This is a genomic window from Caballeronia sp. SBC1, from assembly GCF_011493005.1.
Classification (GTDB): Bacteria; Pseudomonadota; Gammaproteobacteria; order Burkholderiales; family Burkholderiaceae; genus Caballeronia.
Genome location: NZ_CP049159.1, coordinates 576,680 through 598,636 on the forward strand (window position 1 = coordinate 576,680; position 21,957 = coordinate 598,636).

A 21,957-nucleotide genomic window follows, 5' to 3' on the forward strand; every position below is an offset into this window, starting at 1 on the left:
GCGCTGCAGATGCGACGATTAGTTATCCTTCGTACTGATTGATTGCAGCCAATCGACAAACGCTCTCATATGGAGTGGTTTATCAGCGTCAAGTGGTATCAACGCGTAGTAGGTTGATCCCGGCGAGAGCAAGGCGGGAAATGGCTTCTGCAGGCGTCCGGTTGCACAATCGCTGTCAAGCGTCGGAAAGGGACCTATTCCGAAACCGAGCCCATCAACGACAGCCTGTAAGGTCACGAAAAAATGGTCGAATCGTAAGGTTCGACTTGCTCGAAGCGCCGGTTGACTCGTGGCCTCAAGCCACGCTTCCCAGTCGCGTGGGCGGGTTTCGCTCGTCAGCCAGGTCTCGGTGACGAGCTGCTCAACGGTCCTGACACCGGTTCGCGAGAGCAGGGACGGACTCGCAATCACGGTATTTGATTCTCGATACAGCGGCCACGCCTGAAATTGGCCGCCACTCGGTACCTCCCGACGGATTGCAACATCGAAGCTGCCGCTGAACGCCGGCTCAGTGGAGAGCACGGTTGACACGCGCACGTCTACCTCTGGGCATATCTCAGCAAATAAATGCAACCGGGGGATGAGCCAGCGCATCGCGACCGTGGCTGATGCGCTGACTCGGATAATCTTTACATGCCGATTCTTTCCGTAGCGTTCTGAGGCGTCCGCAATGTGGTCGAACGCGGCGCTGATTTCGCGGGCGAGCGCCCGAGCATGAGGAGACGCCACCATGCTTTGCCCATCGCGCACAAACAACGGCTGACCCAGCCAGTCCTCGAGAACTGCGATCTGTCGACTGACCGCGCCGTGGGTCAGGTTCAGTTCTCGAGCGGCAGCCGAATAGCTCTCCGCACGGGCCGCGACTTCGAATATGCGCAACGCGTTCAGCGGGGGAAGCTTCTGTCTCATATGTGAGTTTTAGGCACAGGTGCGGGGAGTTTTTATCGATTGTGTGAAAATTCCGTTCATCATACGCTGGTGTCAGTTCAACGCGAAAGGTGATGATCCATGACTGAACATATCAACGTTAATTCCCGCTCCTATCGACTGCCATCGGTTCCGACCATTGTTGTCTGCGTCGACGGATGCGAACAGGAATATATCAATCAGGCCATCCAGGCGGGGAAGGCTCCGTTTCTCGCCGAGTTGCCCGCGTTCGGTTCGGTGCTAACAGCAGACTGCGTGGTTCCGTCGTTCACCAACCCTAACAACCTGTCGATTGTTACCGGTGCGCCGCCGTCCGTTCACGGTATCTGCGGGAACTTCTTTTTTGATCAGGAAGCGCAAGAGGAGGTCTTGATGAACGACGCGAAGTACCTTCGCGCGCCGACTATCTTGGCCGAAATGGCACGCGCGGGGCAACGCGTCGCGGTGGTGACCGCAAAGGATAAGCTGCGCAGCCTGCTCGGCCATCAGCTGAAAGGTATCTGTTTTTCTGCTGAAAAGGCCGACGAGGTGACTCTCGCGGACCACGGTATTGAGGACATCGTAGCGAGAGTCGGCATGCCGGTGCCTCCCGTGTACAGCGCGGAGCTTTCGGAGTTCGTATTTGCCGCGGGACTCTCTTTGCTGACTAACGAGCGCCCCGACTTGATGTATTTGTCGACAACCGATTATGTACAGCACAAATACGCGCCAGGCACACCGGAAGCCAATGCGTTCTACGCCATGATGGACGGCTACTTCAAGCGTTATCACGACGAAGGTGCAGTTGTGGCGATCACGGCCGACCACGGGATGAATGCCAAGACTGATGCAATAGGCCGCCCAAACATCGTATTTTTGCAAGACGTTCTGGACGCCCGCTACGGGGCGAAGTTCGCGCGCGTCATCCTGCCAATTACGGACCCCTACGTAGTGCATCACGGCGCGCTTGGCTCCTATGCGACGATTTACCTGCACGACCGGGAACGCCAACGTGATGTCACGGATTTTCTCGCGGGCATTGCCGGTGTCGAAGCAGTATTGACGCGTTCGCAAGCCAGCCAGCGGTTCGAAGTACCCGCGGATCGGATTGGCGACCTCGTGGTGCTCGGAGAACGTCTGACGGTGCTAGGCAGCGCTGCCGACCAACACGACTTGTCCGGGTTGACTGTGCCGTTGCGTTCGCACGGTGGGGTATCCGAGCAAAAGGTACCGCTCATCTTCAACCGCAAGGTGGTTGACCTTGATCGCACCCGTCGTCTGCGTAATTTCGACGTTATCAATATCGCACTCAATCACCTGGCCTGATAACTAAAAACGGTTAGCGCGGCAGAGACCGCGCGCCGCATGGAGACAGCAATGCCCTCAGATATACCTGACGCTTTGCAATACACGTCCATCAAAGGGGGCACGACTTTCGCGCAATACAAGTGGCGTGCGCTGATCGGCGTGACCTTTTGCTATCTGTTCTATTACACCGGCAGGCAGACGCTTGGTTTTGCGGTCGCCGGTATCCAGCACGATTACGGCCTGTCGAAGTACGAGATCGGCTGGATCAGCGCGACGATGCTGTGGTGCTATGCGGGCGGCCAGTTCATCAATGGCAACCTGGGCGATAAACTGGGTGGCAAGACGATGATGATCGCCGGGGCTGTCCTCTCGGTCGCGGCGAACTGGTTGTTTAGTTTTGGCCATACGTTCCTGTTCTTTCTGCTTGCGTGGGGACTCAACGGCTATTTCCAGTCGATGGGTTTCGCGCCAGGCAGCCGCTTGCTGTCCAACTGGTGGGACCACAAGCATCGCGGCTTTGTATATGGCGTATACGTGGGCTTCTCCGGATTTTCTTCGGTGCTAGCCTATGTTTTCCCAGTCGTCATTTTGGGAACGATGCAGCTCGGCTGGGTCTGGATTTTCCGTCTCGCACCGCTTTCCATGCTCCTCGGCGCACTGGTGTTGTTGCTATTCGTTTCTGAGCGGCCGGAGGCTCGGCATCTGCCGGCCACGGAAAAATCGGAAGACGCAGCATCGCCTGCCGAGCCGGAAGATGAATTGACGAGCGCGCAGCGCTACGCGCTAGTGATGAAGAACTGGAAGCTCTACATCACAGGTTTAGCGATCGGCTTTCAGAACGCCGCACGGTATGCCTTGGTGGTCTGGGTGCCGGTCCATTTTCTCGGCATGGACTGGAAGAGCTCATCGGCGCTGATCGACCCGAAGTGGATCACGGTCGCGTTACCGGTGGGCATGGCGCTCGGCTCGCTGTCGAATAGCTGGATCTCGGACGTGCTGTTCCAGGGGCGCCGCTATATGGCGATCGTCTGGTACATGGTGCTGGCTTGCGCGACTGCAATCTTCATGATGTTCATACCTCACGGCAGTATGCTTGCGATCGTGCTTCTGTTTTTATGCGGCTTTTTTGTCTTTGGGCCGGCGTCTTCGTTCTGGGCCCTGTGTCCTGATATTTTCGGGCGCCGCGCTGCGGGTACAGCGACAGGCGTGCTCAACACCATGTCGTACATGTTCGCTGGCGTCGGCGAACCGGTGATCGGGCGCATTATCGATACGACCGGCCATACGTCGATCATCTTTCCGATTGTCGCGGGGCTCTGTGCAGCAAGCGCGGTAATGTCGATGCTGATTAAACGGTGATCGAGTCGGCCAGCGTAGGCCGCTTTCGAGAGGCGAACATGACACGGTCGCAGCCGAGCATGGTGGGTATTTATATTCGACCAAAGAGGTTGTCGTTCAGGAACCACATCGATCGGTGCTGAAAATTCGAGGAGCTTGCACCACGTTCGCGATACGCGTGACAGCTTGCCCTCGACCCGGTCCGGTCGTCTCAAAAAAGTCTTTGCACATGTCTGAGAAGTCAGATATATTCTTGATCAGAAACAGAGATATCAGGAATGGACCACTACTTCGACGATTTTTTTTGGCCCGGTCAGAGCATCCTCTTTGCGTTGAGCAAAGCACGCCACCTGCTCACGGCGGAAATGGATGTAGCGCTTTCGGGCACCGGCGTCACCAGTTCGCAGGTCGGCGTGCTGCTGCTCCTGTCGCGGGACAGGGCGCACACCTCGGTGGGATTGTCCAGGCTGCTTGGCATCGATTCAGGATTCGTCACACGGATGCTCGACCGGCTGGAAAGGCGGGGTCTAGTGCGCCGGTCTCGCGACAGCGTGGACCGGCGGGTGGTGAGCCTGACGCTGACCGAAGCAGGGCGCGATGTCGCTACGCGGATCGCGGAGATTGCGCCAGCGATGTTGAACCGGCGCCTATCGGGCTTTACCGCACTGGAATTTGCAACCTTGTGCAGGCTCCTCAACAAGTTGCTGGAAGAGTAGGCCGTTTTTTTTGCTCAAATATCTGACATATCAGATAAATGGTGCCGGTTTCAGGACAACCGACCGTCACACCCCTTAAAGGACGCAACATGAATCCGCCGAAACACGCGAGCGCTCCGGCGCCATTGGTTGGCTGGCAGTTCGCACTGGGCACATTCGCCGTGGCGCTCGCCACCTTCATGAATGTGCTGGACTCGTCGATCGCCAACGTCGCGATCCCGACGCTCTCCGGCGACCTCGGCGTGTCGGTCGACGAAGGCACGTGGGTCATCACGATGTTCTCCGCGGCCAACGCGGTGTCGATTCCGCTGACCGGCTGGCTCACGCAGCGAGTTGGGCAGGTGAAGCTCTTCGTGGCCGCGATCCTGCTGTTCGTGGTGTCGTCCGCGGCGTGCGGCCTCGCGCCGAACCTGCCCGTGCTGCTCGTGGCGCGCATCGTGCAAGGCGCGGTGGCGGGGCCGCTGGTGCCGCTGTCGCAATCGCTCCTGCTCGCTTCGTTTCCGCGGGAAAAAAGCTCGAGCGCGCTGTCGCTGTGGGCGATGACCGCAACGGTCGGGCCGATCGCCGGGCCGGCTCTTGGCGGCTGGATCACCGACAACTACAACTGGTCGTGGATCTTCTACATCAACGTGCCCGTCGGCCTCTTCGCCGCCGCGGTGATCTGGGTGCTCTACCGCAAGAGCGAAACGCCGTCGCGCAAGCTGCCGGTCGACAAGATGGGGCTCATCTCGCTGATCGTCTGGGTGGGTGCGCTGCAGGTCATGCTCGACAAGGGCAAGGATCTCGACTGGTTCAATTCACCAGTGATCTGGGCGCTCACGATTGTCGCGCTGGTCGGGTTCGTGTTCTTCCTGATCTGGGAGCTGACCGAGGCGAAGCCGATCATCGACCTGCGCCTGTTTAAAGGACGCAACTTCCTGGGCGGCACCATCGCGATATCGGTCGCGTACGCAGTCTTCTTCGCCAACCTTGTGATCTTGCCGACGTGGATTCAGGAGTACCTGGGCTACCGGGCTGTCGACGCCGGCATGGTGACTGCGCCGCTCGGCATCTTCGCCGTGCTCCTTGCGCCGGTGATGGGCAAGGTCATGCCGAAATCGGACGTGCGGGTGCTGGCGACGCTCGCGTTCCTGGGTTTCGCCGGTGTGTTCTTCATGCGCTCGCTCTACACCACGGACGTTGACCCCTACACGCTCGTGTTGCCCACGCTGCTGCAAGGCATCCCGATGGCGCTGTTCTTCACGCCGCTCACGGCGATCATCCTCTCGGGTCTGCCGCAGGAGAAGATCCCGGCGGCCGCGGGCCTGTCGAACTTCGCGCGGATCTTCGCCGGCGCGGCGGGCACGTCGCTCATGAGCACCATCTGGAACGACCGGACGATCCTGCACCATTCGCAGCTTGCCGAGCAGACTAGCGTGAACAACCCGAACTACGTGCACGCGCTTGCCGGTATTCAGACGACGCTGCATGCGAGTCTCTTCAAAGCCCAGGCCTTTTTCGAAACGCAATTGAGCGCGCAGGCGTCGATGCTCGGCCTGAATGATGTGTTCTGGCTGTCGGCGGTGATCTTTGTCGTGATCATTCCGCTCATCTGGATCACCAAGCCCAGCAGGGACGGTGCGAAGAACGCAGCGGGCGCGGGCGGTCACTGAGCAACGCGTTGCCCGGACGGGAAGAAATCGCAAAATTATTCTTGCCAGAATCTGACTTAGCAGTTATTGTGTGAGTCACACACATTGAGGCTGCGCCATGAAGCACTATACGTCTGAAAATTTCTCCCTGACGCAAAGCGTCGGGTTCCTGCTGACCAAGGCTCGCAACCTGATCACGACGGAAATGGACACGGCCCTCAAGGATCTCGACATCACCGGCCCGCAGATGGGCATTCTGCTTGCGATGCAACGCGGCCTGGCCTCCACGCCGTTCGAGCTCTCGAAGATCTTGTCCGTCGACACCGGGCTGATGACGCGGATGTTGGACAAGCTGGAAACGAAGGGGTTGCTGGAACGCTCGCGCAGCGTGGATGATCGCCGGGTGGTTAACCTGGTGCTGACAAAGAAGGGCAAAGAAATAGCGGCCGAGATTCCGACTATCGCACCGGACGTGCTGAACATGCGGTTGAAGAAGTTCACGAAGGCGGAGTTCGAAGAACTGTGCCGTCTGCTGAATAAGTTCATCGGAGAGTGAGCGCTGCGGCGCTCCCCTTTTTTTAACCATGAATCTGACAGGTCAGAAAATGAAAGCGCAGATTAATCATTCCGGTCGCGGTGTCCGTGCAGTGAGGGCGGGGCTGTCGGCGATCCTGGTGGCGATGCTCTCGGCATGTGCCAACTATGCGGGCATTCACAGCGACAAGCAGATGGCCCAGCCGCAACAGTTCGAGACGACGCAAAGCCTGCCGGCCGAAAGCGGTCACTGGCCGGCGGCCGACTGGGCCGACCAGTTCGGCGACGCACAACTGAAAGGCTTGCTTGAGGAAGCGCTCAAGGGCAGCCCGACGATTGCGCAGGCGCGTGCCCGCCTTGCCGGGGCGCAAGCCTATGCGGACACCGCGAAGGCCAGCACCATGCCGCGGGTCGACGCTGAGTACTCGCTGACGCGCCAGCAGTTCAGCGGCACGGCGGAAGTGCCGCCGCCCTACGCGGGCAGCTGGCAAACCCAGAACAGCGGACTGCTGAGTGCTTCATACGATCTGGATCTGTGGGGCAAGAATCGCGAATCGATGAAGGCGGCGATCTCCCAGGTGCAGGCGAGCGAGGCCGACGCGGAAGTCGTCAAGCTCACGCTCACGACCGCGGTCGCCCGCACCTATAACGAGTTTGCGCGGCTTTATGTGCTGCGCGATATCGCCCAGCAGGAAGTCGAGCGCCGCGAACAGATCGATCGCATCACGGCAGGCCGCATCGCAACCGGGCTCGATACCGAAGTCGAACGCAAGACGGCGCAGGCTAACCTCGCGACCGCCCGCTCGGCGCGCGCCGCACTCGACGGCAGCATCCTCACGACCCGCTACCAGTTGGCCGCGCTCATGGGCGAAGGTCCGGACCGCGGACTCTCGATCGCGCGGCCTGCGCTTGGCGTGGGCGACGAGGTGCGCTTGCCTAACAACCTGCCCGCCGACCTCGTGAGCCGCCGCCCGGACATCGTCGCGGCCCGCTGGCGCGTCGATGCGATCACGCACGAAGTGAAGGAAGCGAAGGCCGAGTTCTACCCAGACATCAATCTGAGCGCTGCGATCGGCCTGGACGCGTTCGGCTTCGGCCGCTTCCTGACGGCGGCGAGCCGCACGGCCAACGTGGGTCCGGCGATCAATCTGCCGATCTTCGACGCGGGTGCGCTGCGTGCGCAATTGAAGGGCCGTTACGCCGATTTCGACGACGCCGTCGCGACCTACAACCAGACCCTGGTCACCGCTTTGAGCAACGTGGCGACGCAACTCGCGCAGATCCGTTCGAGCGACGTGCAGCTTGGCGACGCGCAAGTGGCGCAACAAGCCGCACGCGAGGCCGACGAGCTGGCGATCACGCAGTACAAGGGCGGCCTGACGAATCAGCTGACCGTGCTCAACGCCGACATGAACGCTCTGCAGGCCGATCAGGCCGTCGCTAACCTGCTGATGAACCGGCGCGACCAGCAGATCGCGCTCGCATCGGCGCTGGGCGGCGGCTATGTTGATACGTCATCCGAATCAATACGCAGTGCGGATTCAGCCGCACCTTCCCACGCCGTCGTCGCCGCGCGTTGAACCGGCACGTTCGCACACTCTCTGGAGAATTCACATGAGCGATAGCATTACGGCCGACCGCACGAGCGCGGACCCGGCACAATCGAATAGCAGCGGTGCGCACGGTGCCCCCGCCGGAACCTCGCCGAACGCGCCGTCGCCCGGCGCATCGTCAAAGCGCAAGCTGTGGCTCGCGCTGCTGGGCATCGGGGTCGTGGTCGCGGGTGCTGCGTATGGCGCGTACTACTTCACGTATGGGCAATATCACCAGTCGACTGACGACGCGTATGTCAACGGCAACCTCGTGCAGCTCACGCCGCAGGTGACTGGCACCGTCAACGCGGTCGACACGGACGACACGCAGATCGTGAAAGCGGGCGACCCGGTCGTCACGCTGGACCCGGCCGATTCGAAGATCGCACTGCTGAATGCCGAGGCGGCGCTCGGCCAAGCCGTGCGCCAGGTGAGTACGCTCTACGTGAACAACGACTACTACGCGGCCAACGTCGCGCAGCGCGAGTCGGACCTGGCCCGCGCGCAGGACGATTTGAAGCGCCGTGTCGCGGTGGCCAGCACCGGCGCGGTGTCGGCGGAAGACGTCGCGCACGCCCACGACGCCGTGACCGCTGCTCAGGCAGCGCTCGACGCAGCTCGCCAGCAGGCGCAATCGAACCGCGCGCTGACCGACCGCACGTCGATCGAACAGCATCCGGATGTGCGAGCCGCCGCCGCCAAGCTCCGCGACGCCTATCTCGAGTACGCGCGCAATACGCTGCCCGCGCCGGTGACGGGCTACGTCGCGCAACGCTCGGTGCAAGTCGGCCAACGCGTCGCGCCGGGCACGCCGCTGATGTCGATCGTGCCGCTCGACGGAGTGTGGGTCGATGCGAACTTCAAGGAAGTGCAACTGCGCCGGATGCGCATCGGCCAGCCGGTCACGATGACGGCGGATGTGTACGGCTCGAGCGTCAAGTATCACGGACGGGTGATCGGCTTCTCGGCGGGTACGGGCAGCGCGTTTGCGACGCTGCCGGCGCAGAACGCGACCGGCAACTGGATCAAGATCGTGCAGCGCTTGCCGGTGCGTATCGCACTTGACCCGAAAGAGCTGGCGGCACATCCGCTTCGCATTGGGTTGTCGATGGTGGTCGACGCCGACACGCGTGACAATTCCGGCACGCAGCTCGGCGCTGCTGTGAACACGACCTATCACACCGATGTTTTTGCGCAGTATGGCGAGCAAGCCGACGCGGAGATCGCGAAGATTATCGAGCAAAACGAAGTGACGGTGCCGGAGAAGGTGACAACGTCGGTTGCCAGGAAGATGGCGATGCGGGACCAGGCGCGCGGTTAGGGTTGACGTGGACTCTTAACGACGGTGGCGCAGGACGGCGCCGCCTGTCACGCTCAAGTGTCATTGCCTGCTCGAATGCGTCGTCAGCGAACATCGCGATTGGGCAGGTTTATTTGTCATGACAAATGCTAAGCATGACTTATCGCGTGCTGCGGTCTCGCCCGCTAGATAGCGCTAACGATCGTCGTCACCCATTCGACGAATAATGCCTATTGCCGCAAACGCTATCCCAACGAACCATGACGGAAAGAAGTGAAGGAACAAGGCGGGGACGGCGAAATTTGCGCCGTAAGCTTTGAAGAATGGCGCGTACTCGGGCATGTCCTTAACGCCCATTCAATCCGGATCGAGCCATGTTTGAACTGCTGCCGCTTTCAGACGGGGCGAAGGTTTGCATCGATATAAACGGAGCAGCGCATGTCGCTGCCGGTCATTTGAACGTCGCGGCCGCGATGCTTGAGGCAGGGGTGCAGGCGTGCCGGGCAACTCCCGTGAGCGGCCTGCCGCGTGGGGTGACGGCGCTGATCAACACGTTGAATGGCGTGTTCGGCGGCAAGTTCGAAATACCTGAACAACGTCGTCGAGCAGGATCACCGGGCCATCAAACGCATCATCGAACCGATGATGGGGTTCAAGGATTTTCGGTGTGCGCGCATCATCCTGTCTGGCATAGAGATCGCGCACATGATCCGCAAGGGACAGATGTGTGACGATGGCGTTGCATCGACTGCTGCCGAACAATTCTATTCTCTCGTGATGTAAGCAATCCTCCTCATCTCAGGCGACTGATCGTCGCATCGTCCTTAACGCGACACAACCCGCCGTAGGCATTGGTCGCATCGATGATGGTCTTGCCCTTCCAAGTGGGCAGCGCCTTCGCGACATCCCGGTGCGACTCGAAACGGACAGCCAAAAAGACCATGTCCGCCTTGACCGCTTCCGCCATTTTTTTGGGAATGATTGTGGGGCCGATCGCGGCCGCAGCGGATGCAAAGCTTTCCGGGTCGCGAGTGGTTGCAACGGATACTTCGATGCCGCTTCGGGCAAACGCCTTAGCAAAAGCCTGGCCGATCTTGCCGAAGCCGATAATTGCGCAGCTCATACGTTATCCTTAGTTTTACCACGCCCTACGGGTTCCGAATATCGAATGGAGCGCCGTAGGGCGTAGCGCGTCAGAGTTGCGCCAGGCCGCCGTCAACGGCGACCTCGCTGGCGGTCATGAAGCTGCTGTCCGACGACGCGAGAAAGGCGGCCACGGCCCCGATCTCCGCTGGATCGGCCATGCGCTGGAGCGGAGTCATCGAGGCGTAAAGCTTCTGGCCTTCCTCGCCGAGCGCTGCCTTCGCGAGTTCGGTCGCTGTCGCCCCGGGCGACAGCACGTTCACCCGGATTCCGGTGCCCTTCAGGTCCTCCGCCCAGGTCCGCGCGAGGTTGCGCACTGCCGCCTTGCTCGCGCTGTAGGCGCTCATTCCCGGCGCGCCCGTTGTGCCGGCGCTCGATCCGGTCAGGATTATCGAGCCGCCTTGCCCCATCAGCGGCAGCGCCTTCTGGACCGTGAAGATCGTACCCTTCACATTGGTGTCGAAGGTTTCGTCAATGTGCTCGGCGGTGATCTTGCCGAGCGGAAGCTGGCTTCCCGCGCCGGCATTGGCGAAGACGATGTCGAGGGTTCCGCGCTCGGCCTTCACCGCCGCGTAGAGTCGGTCGAGGTCGGCCAGATCGGAGACCGAGCCCTTCACCGCGCGGGCATTGGGCCCGAGCTCTGCCACAGCGGCGCCGAGCGATTCCTGCCGGCGGCCGAAGATGAAGACGAAGGCACCCTCCTCGATGAAGCGCTTTGCTGCGGCGCGGCCGATGCCGGTAGCGCCACCGGTGATCACAGCGGTCTTTCCATTCAGTCTGGTCATGTCGTGCATCCTTCCTTGGAGTAGTACGGAAGCAGGGAACTGCTTGCTTGAGCCAAGTATGCAGTTCTGATAACCTAAGGACAAGTATGCACCTTTTGGTAACCATGAAAAATGACTGACTGTTCTCAAAATTGCGGTGGCCGCTACTCCTACGGGCTCGCCGCCACGCTCAGCATCATCTCGGGCAAGTGGAAGCCGCTGATCCTGTACTTCCTGCTCGACGGCCCGAAGCGCTACGGCGAGCTCAAGCGCAACGTCCACGGCGTCAGCGCCAAGGTGCTGATCCAGCAATTGAAGGAACTGGAGGCCGATCACGTGCTGGCGCGGACCGACTACAAGGAGGTGCCACCGCGCGTGGACTACGCGCTTACTCCGCTCGGCCGCAGTCTGGCCGACAAGATTGTCCCGCTGTGCACCTGGGGAACCGAGAACATGGCAGAAATGGTGAGCATGCTCGCCGAACGCGACGGTTTGCTTTAGCAGGATGCTGAAGAACCGCGGAGTCGGACGACCCTCCGCGTTCGTGGGAGGGCGGCAGGTCGGCTTCTTCCGATCAGAAGTCGGACGGCTCTACTCCGTTGAGCTGCCGCAGGATTTCCGGGACGAACCGCAGCGTGTGGGTCCCACGCTCTTCGGCGCGATTTCATATGGCCGAAAAGCCGCCGTCGACAGACAACTCCACTGGAATGGGTTGATGAGAACGACGCGAAAGACGTGTGGTTCCCAGTGGTGTTGTGGACCTGCCGGTGAGGACGTGGTGTCGGTGATTCAGCCTACATCGACGTTCAAGGCGATGTCGAAGGTGCCGGCGCCGTTTTTGGCTAGGCCGATGAGCATCAGGCCGAGCGACTCGAGCGTCGAGGCCATGTGCAGGGCGCCGACATCGAACGGACGCAGCCCGAGACTCTCAAGGAAGGTTGAGACGCGCGCCTTGGCGTTCGGATCGTCAGCGGCGATGAACGCGTCGAGGCGTCCGCGCTGAGCAAGTACAGGGCCGAAGAGGGTGTTGAACGCCTTCACGACATGCGCGCCGGCGGGGGCGACCTTGGCGATCTCCTGCGCGCCAGAACTGCCGTGGGGTGTGACGAGGCCCGTGAGGTCGGGGGAGATCGGATTGGTGATGTCGATGATCACCTTGCCGTCGAGCGCATCCCCGTACTCGGCCAACACCGTCGCCGCACTGCCGTACGGCACGGCGAGGATGACAATGTCGCCCGCCGGCGCGGCACCGTAGGTCCCAGTGGTCGCTCCGGCTGCGAGCTTGTCGGCCAGCGCCCGCGCCTTGGTGGGGTCGCGGCTGATGACCTCGAGAGTGTATCCAGCCTTGGCGGTACGGCCGCCGATCGCCGTGGCCATGCCACCTGTGCCGATGATGCTGATAGTGCTCATGTGTAGTTTCCTCGTGAGTTGGGGTATTGCTCGTAGTCCTTAACGGGGGCATCCCCCGGTTAATATTCCTTGTGCGCCGAGCCGCGTGCGTCATCCCTGATGCCATCCCCGGGGCGACCGCGTCTTTGCCCGAACGGATCACGGCATGGCGATATTGCTGTGCGCCGGGCTCGCTGCGACCCGGCTTCCTGCCTCAGCTCAACTCAGGGGGCAGGGAAGTAGTGGCCATTGTCGAGGTCCTTGAGCAGGCCGGGCTGAGCGGGCTCCCAGCCGAGCGTCTGGCGGGTGATGAAGTTGGACGCCGGGAGGTCCAGCGTGACCAAATTCGCGAGGAATCCAAAGTATCCCGGCAGCATCAGTACGTCCACGGGAATGCTCACGGCCGGTAGGCCCAGACGGCTGCCAATGGCCTCGGCGATCTCGCGGAACCGGATGCCCTCGCCCTCAATCCCGTGCCAACTTTTGCCAGCCGGACCCTTCTCCAGCGCCAGGCGGAACAAGGAGGCGAGGTCGCGGCTGTGCACGGCCGGCCACAGGTTCGCGCCGTCTCCGGGGTAGCCGATGGCGCCCTTCTCCTTCGCGAGCCCGATCAGCAGCGGGAGGAACCCGGCATTGTCGGTCGTGCTGTGCGCGATAGTAGGAATCCGTACGATCGAGGACCGCACGCCCCGCTCCGCAAGGCCGACTACCGTGAGCTCCACGACGTTACGAACCCGCAGGGAGCCCTTGTACGCATCGCCGCCGGGAAGGGCCGGGTCCTCTTCGGTCGCCGATCGGTCCAAGAAGGGGGGCCCGGGCGCCGCCCAGCCTAGGTTCGTGGGCGAGCCAATGCTCCCCGACACGACCAGCGGCTTTCCGGTTCCGGCTAGTGCCTCGCCGTACGCGAGCATGATCTGGAGCTCCGCAGCGGCCACGGCGTCAAGCCCGCCGGAGGGAAGCAAGTCCTGCCTATGCGCGACGTGGATGACGCCGTCGGACTCCGCCGCCGCCGCCTTGAGCCCATCGAGGTCGGAGATATCCCCGCGACGCACCTTGGCGCCGAGCGCGGACACTGCCGCTGCGGACTTGTCCGACCTGGCTAAGCCGGTTACCTCGTGGCCGGCGGCTATGAGCTCGGGGATGATGTACGAACCGATATGGCCGGTCCCACCAGTGACGAACACGTGCATATTAGTGGTCCTTATGAGTGATGTGATGTGAGAAGGGGTGGTGCCGGAGCACTCAGCCGAGAAGGCTGATGCCGATCGAGAAGTTGGTGTGCTTGACGGAGTGGGTGAGGAGGCCCAGCGACAGCAGGCAGGCGTGCTCCAGTGTCCGCGCCATCGGCAGCGGCCCGGTATCCATCGGACGCAGTCTGAGGCTCTCGATGAACGCCGAGACGTGTGCCTTCGCCTGCGCGTCGTCCCCGGCGATGAACACGTCCAACGGGTGGCCCTCGGCGGGACCGGCAGCCAGGACGTGGGAGAACTGGGTGTTGAACGCCTTGACGACTTTCGCATCGGCAGGGGCGGCCTTGGCGATCTCCTGCGCGCCGAAACTGTCGCCGGGGGTCACAAAGCTCGTGTGGTCGGAGGCGACGGGATTGGTGATGTCGACAAGAATCTTGCCTGCCAGCTCTTCGCCATGCTGCTTCACCACGTCAAGAACGGCGGAGTAGGGAACCGCCAGGATGACAATGTCCCCGGCCGGGGCGGCGCCGAACGTTCCTGTCGTCGCGCCGGCTCCGACCTGCTCGACGAGCGCCCGCGCCTTGGCGGCGTCGCGACTCATCACCTCGACGGTGTGTCCGGCCTTGGCGGCAAGGCCGCCGATCGCTGCGGCCATGCCGCCTGTGCCGATGATGCTGATAGTGCTCATGTGCAGCCTCCTGGTTTGTTGGGTGCTGCTCGTACTCCCGAACAACCATGCTAGACACATTACTTGCAAAAAACAAGTAAACAACGGAATTTACTTGCGATATGCAAGCGATGTTAAGATCTAGCCATGAAGACGACATCTAAAGAAGACGTTCGGTCCCATTGCGCAGTGAACTACGGCGTCGAGATCTTCGGCGACCGGTGGTCGCTCTTGATCATTCGCGACATCGTTTTTGTTGGCAAGAAGACGTATGGCGAGTTCCTGAAATCGGAAGAGGGAATCGCGACCAATGTCCTTGCTTCCCGCCTTGCCTTTCTTGAGGCGCAAGGAATTCTCTCGAGGGCGCCGAGCCCCGACGACGGGCGCCGTGACTTCTACACGCTGACCGAGAAGGGCCTGGATCTCATTCCCGTCGTGCTTAACATAGTCCTTTGGAGCGCGAAGTACGATTCGAAGTCGTACGTGCGGCGCCGTAAGGAATTCGTTGCTCGATTAAGTCAAAGCCCCATACAGGTGAGCGAAGAGGTGAAGGCGCTGGTCCGCAATGGCGGATGTATGTTTCCTGGGAGCAAGGAATGAGCAAGACGGCATGCGCGCCTTGTCACGTCGCACGAACGATATGCACGCACTACCGGCTACGAGGTGCAGCGAATAGCGGGGCCGATGTCCGAAACGGTCCTGGAAGCCGCCATTAATGTTTCACTAACCCCAGCGGCTTCTCAGGGTCGAGTCCGGAACCTGACTTAGTGTAGAGCGCTCGTTCGAAGCCGTCATCGATGGCGCGGTACCGATAAACGCGGGGGCGCCGAATTGTGGTCACGGTTGAAACGGCGGCCGTCCAATCGCGGTGTAGTATTTCACCGTGGCCACATTATTACCCGGCGTCGACGGCGTACAGATTTAACGCATCTATGACAAGGACAGAAAACTGGTTAAAGGAATGGAAGCTGCCCCGGCGATACCTATGGTGCGCCGGCCGTTAAAACGGCATTGATCGGAAATACGTCATGTCATCTGAGTGGAAGCGCCGCTTACGGCTGTTTATCCAGCGTTTCTGGCAGCCGACCAGTGCATGCATGACCTGCATGCCGGGGAGTTGGGGCAATATTATGAGTCTTGGCCACTGGACGATTGCATTCCATACAGGTCTACTTACCGGACTGCTGGCTGTACTTTTGACTTTCACGCCTGCGGCGAAGCTCTACTCGAATCGATACGAAAATTCTCTGGTCGTCGGCATCCTGACCACAGTAGGCGACGCCTATTCGCATGCGAGTCACTACCGCATCCCCTACGTCGAACACATCGTAACGGGTGTTATTGCAGGTCTCTTGGCGCTGGCTGCCTCATATCTCTTCGAAGACCACGCGCGACGTCTTCGGACAGCATGGGTTCGGGTTTTCGGATAACTTATCCGTCGACTCTCTGCGTCCCTCGTCAAGCCGAAAGAGGCTCTCCGGTTTGGCCACCTATCATTGCCGGGAAACCATTTGAATTTGCGATATCGATCACCACGACTGTGTCATGTGGGTCGATCAGCGACGGCTGACGGCTAGCTCAGACTAGTTTTCCATTCACTCACATGAAGCCGTTCGACCCCGTAGCCCAGATCGCCAACAATCGCTTCCTCCAATATGCGAACCGACACATCACGGTGGCCGCAGTCGCCTCACATCTTGCTGCGGAGGCGCACCGAACAGGCGGCTGTACTCGCGACTGAACTGCGAGGCGCTTTCGTAACCGACCTGGATCGCGGCACTTCCCGCGTCGATGCCGCGGCTGAGCATCAGTTGTCGCGCCTCCTGCAAGCGCAACTGCTTCTGGTATTGCAGAGGACTTGTTCCTGTGATGTTGCGGAAATGCTGACGGAACGTCGAAGGACTCATGTGCGCTTGCGCGGCCAAGTCATCCACCCGTAGTTCCTTTGAGAAATTCTGCTTGAGCCAAGTCACCGCCCTGGCGATTTGTTGGCTCGGCGATCCGTTGGCTGCAAGATGCTGTAATTGCGGGCTGTGGGGACCAGCTAGAAGCCGGACGATTATTTCCTGCTGATAGAGCGGCGCCAATTGCGGAGCCAATGCCGGTTGGTCCAGCAATTCGATCAGCCGAATCAGGACGCCTATCAGCGCATCGTCAAGAGTTTCGATTGTGATAGGCGTGAAAGCGGGCGTTCGAGGCGGAGCCGGTAACTGCATCTCCATAGCTGTCTTCACGATGTCACGGCTGTCTAGCGTCAGCATTAGACCAAGCATCGGCTTCTCAATACTAGCCCGCGTGACGTGCGAGATCACAGGCAGGTCGATGCTTGCCAGCATCGACTGGCCGGGGCCGTAGTTCATCACCTCTTTCCCTACCAACACCTGCTTATGGCCCTGCGCAACGACGCCCAGCCCGAGGCTAAAGATGCAGTGCAACGGCTCGGTTGGCCCCTTCCGGCGATGAAGTGAAAGCGCCGGTATCGCCGTGGCGTGATCGCCGTCAGACTGGGCAAAGCGTGCGATGGCTCGCGCGAGGCCGTCCGTAGGGGTGGTAATGGTGCTCATCGGCTTGAAAACTCAGTGATTCATGCGCATTTCTAACGAGAAAACGGCAGACACACTGTACCCCCGTTCTCAGGACATCCATGCAGTTTTAAGCGTGCTTCGTCATTTTAGGCAAGAAGCACGGCGGTTTCGGCAACCGTCCTGGTGCCAATCGCGCGACACTGAATCCACTTGATTCATATCCCGATGCCTGAGTTTCGGCGAGGCATCACGACACATAGGACCCACGTATGAATAGCAAGAAAGTTTGGCTCGTGACCGGCGCCGGCCGTGGCATGGGCGTGGACATTGCGAAGGCGGCATTGGCAGCCGGCCATGACGTTGTGGCGACCGGCCGCGATCTCGAAAAGGTCAGGAACGCCATCGGCGATCACGATAATCTGTTGATTGCGTCGCTTGATGTGACGAGCCCGGCCGATGCCGACGCCGCAGTCAAAGCTGCTGTCCAAAAGTTCGGCCGGGTTGACGTACTGGTCAACAACGCAGGCAACTTCTATGGGGGCTTCTTCGAGGAGCTTAGCGCCGCCCAGGTGCGCAGCCAGCTCGAAACACTTCTGTTCGGTCCGATGAATGTTACCAGGGCCGTATTGCCGGTGATGCGCAAGCAGCGCTCTGGCCTGGTAGTCACGATCTCATCGACGGCTGGAATTGCTGGTCTTGTCTTTTGCAGCGCATATGCTGCGGCAAAGTTTGGAGTCGAAGGATGGATGGAGTCGCTTGCGCAGGAGATTGCTCCCTTTGGCATCCGCACCATGCTGGTGGAGCCGGGGTTCTTCCGAACAGACCTTCTCAGCGCAGAGTCAACGACCTACGCCGAACTCTCCATCGAGGACTACGCGCCCCGCACCAAGGAGACTGTGACTGCCTGGAAAGGCATGAACGGGAAACAGGGCGGCGATCCGGCCAAGCTTGCAGATGCGCTGGTAGAGTTGACGGCGCAGGATGAGCCTCCTGCTCGCTTCGCCGCCGGCGCGGATGCAGTCGAAGCCTTTGAGGCGAAGGCAAACACTTTACTCGCTCAGGCGGATGCCCACCGCGAGCTGTCCTCATCCCTTTCACATGCCCCTGAATAAAGCCGAGTGTCTCCACTCACGGCAATTCCGCAGATGTTCGCAATCAATTGGAAACGTCCGCTGTGGAGAATGTTGTACGGCAGATATGGGTCGCGAGCACGCCTTGGCTGACAGTGAGACCTGACATTCGCGGCCATCGGTGCGCGAACGGCAGGAAAATGATCTGTAACCGCCTCACCGACTTCGTCACCTCAACGACCGCTTCGGCCGAGTGTGCGCATAGCTATTCCGGCAGACTCCGGGGCCCTCCTGTCGATTCGATTGCGAGGGCGAGCCATGCGCACATGCTCCGGAAAAACACTCTACAGGATACTGTCCAACGCCTTGGCGAGCCTCGCGACCGCGCCTTCGATGTCATGCAGTTTGTCGAGACCAAATAATCCGACGCGGAAGGTCTTGAAGTCTTCAGGCTCGTCGCATTGAAGGGGAACGCCGGGCGCGATCTGCAAGCCGGCATCAGCAAATTTCTTGCCGGATCGTATGCCGTCATCGTCGGTATAGCTGACCACGACGCCCGGAGCCTGAAAACCTTCGGCCGCCACGCTTCTGAAACCCCTGGCACCCAGGAGTGAGCGAACGCGCGTGCCGAGTTCAAGCTGCTCCGCTTTCACTTTGTCGAAACCATAGGCCTCGGTTTCCTTCATGACGTCGCGCAGCGTCGCGAGACTGTCCGTGGGCATCGTGGCGTGGTACGCGAACCCGCCGTTCTCGTAGGCTTCCATAACCTGCAGCCACTTGCGAAGATCGCAAGCGAAACTGGTGCTGGTTGTTGCGTCGATTCTTTCGCGGGCGAGAGGGCTGAGCATGACCAGTGCGCAGCAGGGCGATGCGCTCCATCCCTTTTGCGGCGCGCTGATCAGGACGTCAACGCCGCTCGCCTGCATGTCGACCCAGACCGTGCCGGAGGCGATGCAATCCAGTACAAACATGCCGCCGACGGCATGAACAGCGTCGGACACCGTGCGCAAATAGGCATCAGGCAGCATCATCCCAGACGCGGTTTCGACATGCGGCGCAAAGACCAGATCCGGCTCGTTTTCCCTGATCGCAGCGACCACTTCTTCAATCGGCGGCGGCGCATATGCGGCTTGCCTTCCTTGTTCGACCGGACGCGCCTTCAACACAATCGATTCAGACGGAATGCCGCCCATGTCGAAAATCTGCGACCAGCGGAAACTGAACCAGCCATTGCGGATGACCAGACACTTCCTGCCCGTCGCGAACTGCCGGGCGACGGCTTCCATGCCGAAAGTCCCGCTGCCCGGGACGACAACCGCCGACTTCGCGTTGTAGACCTTTTTCAGGGTGCCGGAAATATCGCGTAAGACTCCTTGAAAGAGCTGCGACATATGATTGATTGATCGGTCGGTGTAAACGACTGAATATTCGAGGAGTCCCTCGCGGTCGACATGGGAAAGTAAACCTGGCACGTTCGCCTCCGGTAATAGACGAATAAGAGAATCGAAAACAGATTCGAACGAAAGCCACCTGCAACGGCATCGGCCGAGAGGCCCCGTTACCCATCCGTCAAGTTTCGGCATGGACCTGCTGTCGAGCCACACCGGTTGGGAATGCTCCAGTGGCAACAATCGGCACGATTGTGAACCTTCGCCGGAGCGTGGTCTCAAAATGAAACTCCCATCTTTCTTGTGGGAGTGTGCCATGAAGACCGAACAATCCCGCGAGGCGTGGAACAAAGGCATCAACCAGGCAATATGACCGGATGATACGTCGATGGGCGGGCGCAGCTGGACTTGATCCGACAGTCTACGGCACACATTCGATGCGCCGGACGAAGGCGAGCTTGATTTACAAACGCACGAAGAACCTCAGAGCCGTCCAGTTGCTGCTCGGCCTTAGCAAGATTGAAAGCACAATCAGGTACCTTGGCATCGAAGTCGATGACGCGCTTGAGATTTCGGTACAGACTGAACTCTGGTGCGTTCGGTGCCGGCCGCACGAATCGATGTTGCGGGCGGGTTCGTGCGACCGCTTTCCGTCGCAGCTCTCTCCGGGCGAAGCGGGAAAGTTGTTGCCGCTCGTCCATCCTGCGAAGCCGTCACCCGAATGACTGGAGCGCATCGGAGACCCTCCGATAACCGTCGAGTACAGGTTCGGCCTATGCCGACATTGAGATGCGTTAGGTTCTATGTCAGCAATTTGGTGGATTGCTGACGGTGGCGAAATCGAGCAGCTGGACGGCAGCTTTCTGCATCAGCGAACTCACACTTCTGACCCCTACCGGTCGTCGCCGGAACCGATGGCAATGGCAGATGTTGGCGGGAAACCGGTCAACTGGATGCTCCGCCAGGAAAGACCTCCATCTTCCCTCCGATGGATACACGCTGAATTGTCGATAAATCGGGTATTCCAAAATCCGCGCAAATCGGTAATCTGCGAGGCTTCAGTGAACGAAAAAGTCTCGCTGCCTGAATGCAACCATTCGGATCCTCCATGACTGAGCCTCGTCTGACATTCCTTGACCAGAATGAATGGGAAAACTGGTTGACGCAAAACGGCGGTACCTCGACCGGGATATGGCTGCGCCTTGCCAAAAAGGGCGCCGGGCAGCCAACCTTGACTTACGAACAGGCGCTGGAAAGTGCCCTTTGTCATGGCTGGATCGACGGTCAAAAACAGACTGAAAGTGAAGAGTACTGGTTGCAACGCTTCACTCGACGCTCGGCAAAAAGTATCTGGTCCAGGCTCAACAAAGACCGGGCCGAAGCGCTGATCGCCGCAGGCAGAATGCTTCCTTCGGGCATGCGAGAAATCGAGAAAGCCAAAGAGGATGGGCGCTGGGAGGCTGCCTATACGTCGGCCAGCAACTCGGTCGTGCCGGACGACCTGCAGGCCGCACTGGATGCCAATCTCAAGGCCAGCGCGTTCTTTGCGACGCTGAACAGCCGAAACCGCTACGCTATCCTGTTTCGGATACAGAATGCCAAAAAGCCCGCAACACGGGTGCGCAAGATTGAGGAGTTCATCGGCATGCTGAATCGCGGCGAAACCATTTATCCCTAGACCAGGAAGTTCGACAGGCGGCGAGCATCGCCGGACGATGCCGCGCTCAGGGCGGGCAACCCGCAGCGTTCTCCACGCCTTAGCGCTGGCGAGCGTCGATCAATGCTGGCTTACGGTTTATTTATCTCTTTGGCCGCTATTCTTGAGGCTTGTTCGACGCCGGCCCGTGTCCGTGCGCTCGGGGCTCGCGATGGCGCGTGCGGGCAGGCGTTGAATAAACCTGAAGGGAGAAAACCTCGGAGTGCCCCGACGCAATGGGAGTCTTCGGGACTATGGCGATTGATGGGCCAGGACGTCCCGCGGTGTTGCGGGATGCTCGAGCAGGCGGGATGCTGAATCAGCGCTGACGCAGTGACGAGGCGGCGAAGTCGCGCAATTGTGATGGCGAAGTGGACGTGCGAGGGAGCGCGCGGAGCGACAGGCGCAAAGGTCCACTCGCGGGCCGCGTTGCCGCAGAGCCGACGGTCGGGTTGCTGGTCCTGGAACAGTGGCGCTCATGTCTGGCCCCCGCGCGTGGGTGGTGCGCGAATCGGCGCGGTGCGCGCAAGGATATCGATGACAATCATTGGCGCGCCGCAGTGCCGGCAGATGAAGGCGGGGCGCGTTTCAATGACGGTTTCGTGGGCTGATGTGTTGACCTGGGTCGCGACGTGCAGCACTTCACGCACCTTTGCGAGACTGGCGCGGCGCACCGGGTTGGCGAGCCGTCCGTAGTGACGGATACGATGGAAGCGGAAGTGTCGCGATAAGGTGGGAAGGCAAAAAAGCCCCATATTATAAGGATTCCTACGTTATCAGAGAGTAGAACTGTTCGGCGG

The 21,957-nt window shown here is 60.3% G+C and carries 20 protein-coding genes and 3 pseudogenes; 14 read left to right on the forward strand and 9 right to left on the reverse strand.

The features are described from left to right. Positions 1-18: 18 nt before the first annotated feature. Positions 19-909: a LysR substrate-binding domain-containing protein gene (locus SBC1_RS37565; protein WP_165107008.1), complete on the reverse strand. Its 891-nt coding sequence runs from the start codon at positions 907-909 to the stop codon at positions 19-21. 99 nt (positions 910-1,008) lie between these two features. On the opposite strand from SBC1_RS37565, the gene phnA reads away from it, so the two are divergent. The 8 genes and pseudogenes from phnA to SBC1_RS37605 form a co-directional block, all read left to right on the forward strand. Beyond that, entirely contained in the window at positions 1,009-2,232 is a 1,224-nt protein-coding gene (gene phnA, locus SBC1_RS37570) for a phosphonoacetate hydrolase (protein ID WP_165107012.1), read from the forward strand. Between the two features lie 51 nt (positions 2,233-2,283). Then, entirely contained in the window at positions 2,284-3,573 is a 1,290-nt protein-coding gene (locus tag SBC1_RS37575; RefSeq protein WP_206366228.1) for an MFS transporter, read from the forward strand. 257 nt (positions 3,574-3,830) lie between these two features. Continuing rightward, entirely contained in the window at positions 3,831-4,268 is a 438-nt protein-coding gene (locus SBC1_RS37580; RefSeq protein ID WP_165107016.1) for a MarR family winged helix-turn-helix transcriptional regulator, read from the forward strand. 89 nt (positions 4,269-4,357) lie between these two features. Beyond that, positions 4,358-5,920 (forward strand): DHA2 family efflux MFS transporter permease subunit, encoded by a 1,563-nt coding sequence (locus SBC1_RS37585; protein ID WP_165107020.1) that lies wholly within the window; start codon positions 4,358-4,360, stop codon positions 5,918-5,920. A 97-nt stretch (positions 5,921-6,017) separates the two neighbouring features. Further along, positions 6,018-6,455 carry a MarR family winged helix-turn-helix transcriptional regulator gene (locus SBC1_RS37590; protein ID WP_165107023.1) on the forward strand — a complete coding sequence of 146 codons (438 nt, stop codon included), beginning with the start codon at positions 6,018-6,020 and terminating at the stop codon, positions 6,453-6,455. Positions 6,456-6,504: 49 nt separating this feature from the next. Continuing rightward, positions 6,505-8,013 carry an efflux transporter outer membrane subunit gene (locus SBC1_RS37595; RefSeq protein ID WP_165107027.1) on the forward strand — a complete coding sequence of 503 codons (1,509 nt, stop codon included), beginning with the start codon at positions 6,505-6,507 and terminating at the stop codon, positions 8,011-8,013. Between the two features lie 34 nt (positions 8,014-8,047). Further along, on the forward strand, positions 8,048-9,346 hold the full coding sequence (locus SBC1_RS37600) for an HlyD family efflux transporter periplasmic adaptor subunit (protein WP_165107030.1): 1,299 nt from the start codon (positions 8,048-8,050) through the stop codon (positions 9,344-9,346). Between the two features lie 561 nt (positions 9,347-9,907). Next, positions 9,908-10,108 (forward strand): annotated as a pseudogene (locus SBC1_RS37605) (DDE-type integrase/transposase/recombinase); the annotation flags it as partial. A gap of 58 nt (positions 10,109-10,166) precedes the next feature. Here the strand turns inward: SBC1_RS37605 and SBC1_RS37610 are convergent. Together SBC1_RS37610 and SBC1_RS37615 are read right to left on the reverse strand one after the other, a co-directional pair. Beyond that, positions 10,167-10,448 (reverse strand): annotated as a pseudogene (locus SBC1_RS37610) (NADPH-dependent F420 reductase); the annotation flags it as partial. Positions 10,449-10,518: 70 nt separating this feature from the next. Continuing rightward, entirely contained in the window at positions 10,519-11,253 is a 735-nt protein-coding gene (locus tag SBC1_RS37615; RefSeq protein ID WP_165107033.1) for an SDR family NAD(P)-dependent oxidoreductase, read from the reverse strand. A 111-nt stretch (positions 11,254-11,364) separates the two neighbouring features. Between SBC1_RS37615 and SBC1_RS37620 the strand changes: the two genes are divergently transcribed. Continuing rightward, on the forward strand, positions 11,365-11,733 hold the full coding sequence (locus tag SBC1_RS37620; protein ID WP_165107036.1) for a helix-turn-helix domain-containing protein: 369 nt from the start codon (positions 11,365-11,367) through the stop codon (positions 11,731-11,733). A 288-nt stretch (positions 11,734-12,021) separates the two neighbouring features. Here the strand turns inward: SBC1_RS37620 and SBC1_RS37625 are convergent, their stop codons facing one another. The 3 genes from SBC1_RS37625 to SBC1_RS37635 form a co-directional block, all read right to left on the reverse strand. Next, positions 12,022-12,642, reverse strand: a complete 621-nt coding sequence (locus tag SBC1_RS37625; RefSeq protein ID WP_165107039.1) for an NADPH-dependent F420 reductase — start codon at positions 12,640-12,642, stop codon at positions 12,022-12,024. Positions 12,643-12,845: 203 nt separating this feature from the next. Then, positions 12,846-13,811: an SDR family oxidoreductase gene (locus tag SBC1_RS37630; protein ID WP_165107041.1), complete on the reverse strand. Its 966-nt coding sequence runs from the start codon at positions 13,809-13,811 to the stop codon at positions 12,846-12,848. A 52-nt stretch (positions 13,812-13,863) separates the two neighbouring features. Further along, positions 13,864-14,499 (reverse strand): NADPH-dependent F420 reductase, encoded by a 636-nt coding sequence (locus SBC1_RS37635; RefSeq protein ID WP_241202537.1) that lies wholly within the window; start codon positions 14,497-14,499, stop codon positions 13,864-13,866. A gap of 126 nt (positions 14,500-14,625) precedes the next feature. Here SBC1_RS37635 and SBC1_RS37640 point away from each other — a divergent pair, with 126 nt between their 5' ends. Both SBC1_RS37640 and SBC1_RS37645 read left to right on the forward strand, forming a co-directional pair. After that, positions 14,626-15,078, forward strand: coding sequence for a helix-turn-helix domain-containing protein (locus SBC1_RS37640; RefSeq protein ID WP_165107045.1), 453 nt, complete (start codon positions 14,626-14,628; stop codon positions 15,076-15,078). Positions 15,079-15,506: 428 nt separating this feature from the next. Further along, a complete protein-coding gene (locus SBC1_RS37645; RefSeq protein ID WP_165107047.1) occupies positions 15,507-15,908 on the forward strand; it encodes a hypothetical protein in 402 nt (133 codons plus the stop codon). Between the two features lie 240 nt (positions 15,909-16,148). Here SBC1_RS37645 and SBC1_RS37650 read toward each other — a convergent pair whose 3' ends face one another. Continuing rightward, on the reverse strand, positions 16,149-17,042 hold the full coding sequence (locus tag SBC1_RS37650; protein ID WP_165107049.1) for an AraC family transcriptional regulator: 894 nt from the start codon (positions 17,040-17,042) through the stop codon (positions 16,149-16,151). 230 nt (positions 17,043-17,272) lie between these two features. On the opposite strand from SBC1_RS37650, the gene SBC1_RS37655 reads away from it, so the two are divergent. Then, entirely contained in the window at positions 17,273-18,115 is an 843-nt protein-coding gene (locus tag SBC1_RS37655; protein WP_165107051.1) for an SDR family oxidoreductase, read from the forward strand. 302 nt (positions 18,116-18,417) lie between these two features. Here SBC1_RS37655 and SBC1_RS37660 read toward each other — a convergent pair whose 3' ends face one another. Then, positions 18,418-19,545: an aminotransferase class V-fold PLP-dependent enzyme gene (locus tag SBC1_RS37660; RefSeq protein WP_165107469.1), complete on the reverse strand. Its 1,128-nt coding sequence runs from the start codon at positions 19,543-19,545 to the stop codon at positions 18,418-18,420. A 251-nt stretch (positions 19,546-19,796) separates the two neighbouring features. Between SBC1_RS37660 and SBC1_RS40345 the strand changes: the two are divergent. Together SBC1_RS40345 and SBC1_RS37670 are read left to right on the forward strand one after the other, a co-directional pair. Further along, positions 19,797-20,051, forward strand: a pseudogene (locus SBC1_RS40345) (tyrosine-type recombinase/integrase); the annotation flags it as partial. 518 nt (positions 20,052-20,569) lie between these two features. Beyond that, positions 20,570-21,139, forward strand: coding sequence for a YdeI family protein (locus SBC1_RS37670; protein ID WP_165107053.1), 570 nt, complete (start codon positions 20,570-20,572; stop codon positions 21,137-21,139). A 494-nt stretch (positions 21,140-21,633) separates the two neighbouring features. On the opposite strand, the gene SBC1_RS37675 is transcribed toward SBC1_RS37670, so the two are convergent. Further along, complete coding sequence (locus SBC1_RS37675; RefSeq protein WP_241202538.1) at positions 21,634-21,912, reverse strand: hypothetical protein; 279 nt, start codon at positions 21,910-21,912, stop codon at positions 21,634-21,636. Positions 21,913-21,957 lie beyond the last annotated feature (45 nt).

Coding starts and splice junctions, on each gene's coding strand:
- SBC1_RS37630 (WP_165107041.1), bottom strand. CDS start 13,811: ATGCACGTGTTCGTCACTGGTGGGACCGGCCATATCGGTTCGTACATC.
- SBC1_RS37645 (WP_165107047.1), top strand. CDS start 15,507: ATGTCATCTGAGTGGAAGCGCCGCTTACGGCTGTTTATCCAGCGTTTC.
- SBC1_RS37650 (WP_165107049.1), bottom strand. CDS start 17,042: ATGAGCACCATTACCACCCCTACGGACGGCCTCGCGCGAGCCATCGCA.
- SBC1_RS37580 (WP_165107016.1), top strand. CDS start 3,831: ATGGACCACTACTTCGACGATTTTTTTTGGCCCGGTCAGAGCATCCTC.
- SBC1_RS37585 (WP_165107020.1), top strand. CDS start 4,358: ATGAATCCGCCGAAACACGCGAGCGCTCCGGCGCCATTGGTTGGCTGG.
- SBC1_RS37615 (WP_165107033.1), bottom strand. CDS start 11,253: ATGACCAGACTGAATGGAAAGACCGCTGTGATCACCGGTGGCGCTACC.
- SBC1_RS37655 (WP_165107051.1), top strand. CDS start 17,273: ATGAATAGCAAGAAAGTTTGGCTCGTGACCGGCGCCGGCCGTGGCATG.
- SBC1_RS37640 (WP_165107045.1), top strand. CDS start 14,626: ATGAAGACGACATCTAAAGAAGACGTTCGGTCCCATTGCGCAGTGAAC.
- SBC1_RS37600 (WP_165107030.1), top strand. CDS start 8,048: ATGAGCGATAGCATTACGGCCGACCGCACGAGCGCGGACCCGGCACAA.
- phnA (WP_165107012.1), top strand. CDS start 1,009: ATGACTGAACATATCAACGTTAATTCCCGCTCCTATCGACTGCCATCG.
- SBC1_RS37675 (WP_241202538.1), bottom strand. CDS start 21,912: ATGGGGCTTTTTTGCCTTCCCACCTTATCGCGACACTTCCGCTTCCAT.
- SBC1_RS37590 (WP_165107023.1), top strand. CDS start 6,018: ATGAAGCACTATACGTCTGAAAATTTCTCCCTGACGCAAAGCGTCGGG.
- SBC1_RS37625 (WP_165107039.1), bottom strand. CDS start 12,642: ATGAGCACTATCAGCATCATCGGCACAGGTGGCATGGCCACGGCGATC.
- SBC1_RS37575 (WP_206366228.1), top strand. CDS start 2,284: ATGCCCTCAGATATACCTGACGCTTTGCAATACACGTCCATCAAAGGG.
- SBC1_RS37635 (WP_241202537.1), bottom strand. CDS start 14,499: ATGAGCACTATCAGCATCATCGGCACAGGCGGCATGGCCGCAGCGATC.
- SBC1_RS37595 (WP_165107027.1), top strand. CDS start 6,505: ATGAAAGCGCAGATTAATCATTCCGGTCGCGGTGTCCGTGCAGTGAGG.
- SBC1_RS37565 (WP_165107008.1), bottom strand. CDS start 909: ATGAGACAGAAGCTTCCCCCGCTGAACGCGTTGCGCATATTCGAAGTC.
- SBC1_RS37620 (WP_165107036.1), top strand. CDS start 11,365: ATGACTGACTGTTCTCAAAATTGCGGTGGCCGCTACTCCTACGGGCTC.
- SBC1_RS37670 (WP_165107053.1), top strand. CDS start 20,570: ATGACTGAGCCTCGTCTGACATTCCTTGACCAGAATGAATGGGAAAAC.